The following is a 2,454-nucleotide window of genomic DNA, read 5'->3' as shown; positions in this document are numbered from 1 at the left end:
ATGAGCCACGAAACGATTCGTCAGTTGATTGTCGAGGCTGAAGTCGTTGGACACCGCAAGATGGAGAAAAAAGGTCGGGTATTTTTCATTGAGGCAGACGGACTATACGTCAAACGCCAACGAAGCCGCATGAAAGGGAAAGAAGAGAAAATTGTGACGATTCACCAAGGATGGGAGAAAAACGGCAAACGAGTTTCTTTGGTGAACCGACGCTACTATGTTCATCAAACGAATGAGCCAATCTGGGAAGCCGTCGAGAGCTTCTTAGTGAAAGAATATGGGTATGATCCACTAGAAGATTGGGTCGTCATCAATGGAGATGGTGCGCCGTGGATTACGGCTTGTCGTGAATATTTCGGAGATAGAGGGTACTTTCAACTCGATCGGTTCCATGTGGCGAGAGAGATTCGTCAATTGTTCCGAGGTCATGCAAGATATCGGGTGATTCGAAAGAAATTAGCATCATGGGATGAAGAAGGCGTGTTACGAGAACTCACAAGTGCCATCGGTACGCTAGAACATGAGGAGAAGGAAAAGCAACTCGAGGCGTTTGTTCGACGGATCGGGGAGATGCCAGGATGTTTGCGTGACTATCGCGTATGGTTGAAGGAAAAAGGGATCGACACGACAAACATGAGGGCGATGGGGAGTGCGGAAGGAACGATGCATGTGTTTGCGAAACGAAGTAAAAACGGTCGAAGTTGGAAAGATGCAGGGATTGAAGCGATGTTGCGAGCAATCGTCGCAATAAAAGATACGTTACTCATTCGGACACGCCGTGGGGTGATGTATGGCGTGGAAGAACGAGAAGAAACGAAACGAGAAACGATCGTGAAAAAGGCACTGAAGCGCGTGCAAACGCAAATGACAGAAGTGGTACGAGATAACATCCCATACCTTCGCCAATCTTCAGGGACACCGATTTACGAGGCATTGCAAGCATTGAAAGGTTTTTAAAACGAGAGAAAACGCACATACCTACAGGATGAGAGTAAGTAAAAGCGCTTACATATAACGATTTTATAAAACCATATATAACCAAAAAAATCGGTCGAGAAAAAAATCTCCCACAAAGTCTTGACTCAAACATGACTGTTCAATGTCTTTCAATGTGACTCCATCTGTGATATAATACTGCATGGGCTCCATTCCTTTCTTTGGTTGTTTTTTCGCACTTACTACCTTACCAGGAGGAGAGCCCGTTTTTCATCTATTTTGCTTACATATCCAGTAGGTTCCTGATTATACTGAATTAGGAACCTGTATTTTTTCTCCCACAAACATTTTACTCATACACCAGAAACTCAAATTGATTCTAAACAAGAATTAGTGCAACAAATTAAGGCAATCAACAGCAATCCGAATCAAATTCAAAACGAAGATGTTTATCAAGATTTAGTTAACAAAACAGATCCAACCGTCCTTGAAAGTTATGTAAATGACTTAAATGAAGAAATTATAAATGCAATAAATGAAGCGACGGAAAGTGTTACAATAGATACTAATGCGGAAACAACTTTTTCGAAGAAAATAGAGTTACCAGATAACGGATACGTAATTGTGGAACAATCTATAAATATTGAAGATGAACCATCAGATGTAGTTCCGCTAGCTGCTGATTATTTTTATTTTTATAATACTAGTACATTTTATAGTGCAACAGTTTACATTCGCCATGTACTTTACCCTGACACAAAATTAGTTCTAAAAACTGGTTTTAAAGTTACTACAAAAGGTTTGACTGCAACATATGCTTCTGTTGCAGGAACATCTGCTTGGTTCCCAAATACTGTTGATGGATCAGCACAAATAACAGACAGTACAGCATATAAAGAGGGCTATGATATTAATGCACAAGGTGATTATAAATATGCAGCTATTGGAATTGGTGGATCAGGTGTTTTTAATTCCTACCATACCATTGTAAGTTCTATAAAACTTATAGATCTAAAATCAAATGGAGCGACAGTTAGAGTTTCTTTCCAACATCTCTATCAAAGGCGGAGGGTATCCATGGCTGAAACGACAACTTATTCATCTTTTATAACTGACTGGTTACCTATAACAATTGTTTCGGTAACTGTAGCCATTATCGTTTTAGTTGGTATTCTTGTATTTAGAGTATTAAAACAGAAATAGCTATACTGTAATTATAAACAAGTAAATTCATTAACACAGGAGACATATCCCAGATTCCATTGAAGCTCGTTACGAAGCAAATCGAGCTTCAACTGGTGTTATAAAAAAACAGCTACATGTTTCCTAAGAGGTGCCTTATATAACAAGTGAAGCCTTGGAACTCCGACCCAAGGCTTCATTACTTTCAGAAGCTAGGACTGTGACGAATGTTGCTGTTTTCTTAACTCACATTTCGCACCCTCTCGACAAAAATCGGGAGGATTTTTTTATCTTCCTGTCGAATAAAACCTTGGAATACAAGGAAAGCAAAGGAGT

The 2,454-nt window shown here is 39.8% G+C and carries 2 protein-coding genes; both read left to right on the top strand.

Features of this window, described 5'->3' with window-relative positions:
- The coding region (locus EKC99_RS15190) for an ISLre2 family transposase (RefSeq protein WP_163152638.1) at positions 1 to 957 on the top strand (957 nt) is incomplete at its 5' end.
- A gap of 372 nt (positions 958 to 1,329) precedes the next feature.
- A complete protein-coding gene (locus tag EKC99_RS15185) occupies positions 1,330 to 2,139 on the top strand; it encodes a hypothetical protein (protein WP_163152636.1) in 810 nt (269 codons plus the stop codon).
- Positions 2,140 to 2,454: the final 315 nt, after the last annotated feature.

This window comes from Anoxybacillus sp. MB8 (genome assembly GCF_011006755.1).
Taxonomy (GTDB): Bacteria; Bacillota; Bacilli; order Bacillales; family Anoxybacillaceae; genus Anoxybacillus; species Anoxybacillus gonensis.
This window is presented reverse-complemented; position numbering and strand designations above follow the sequence as displayed.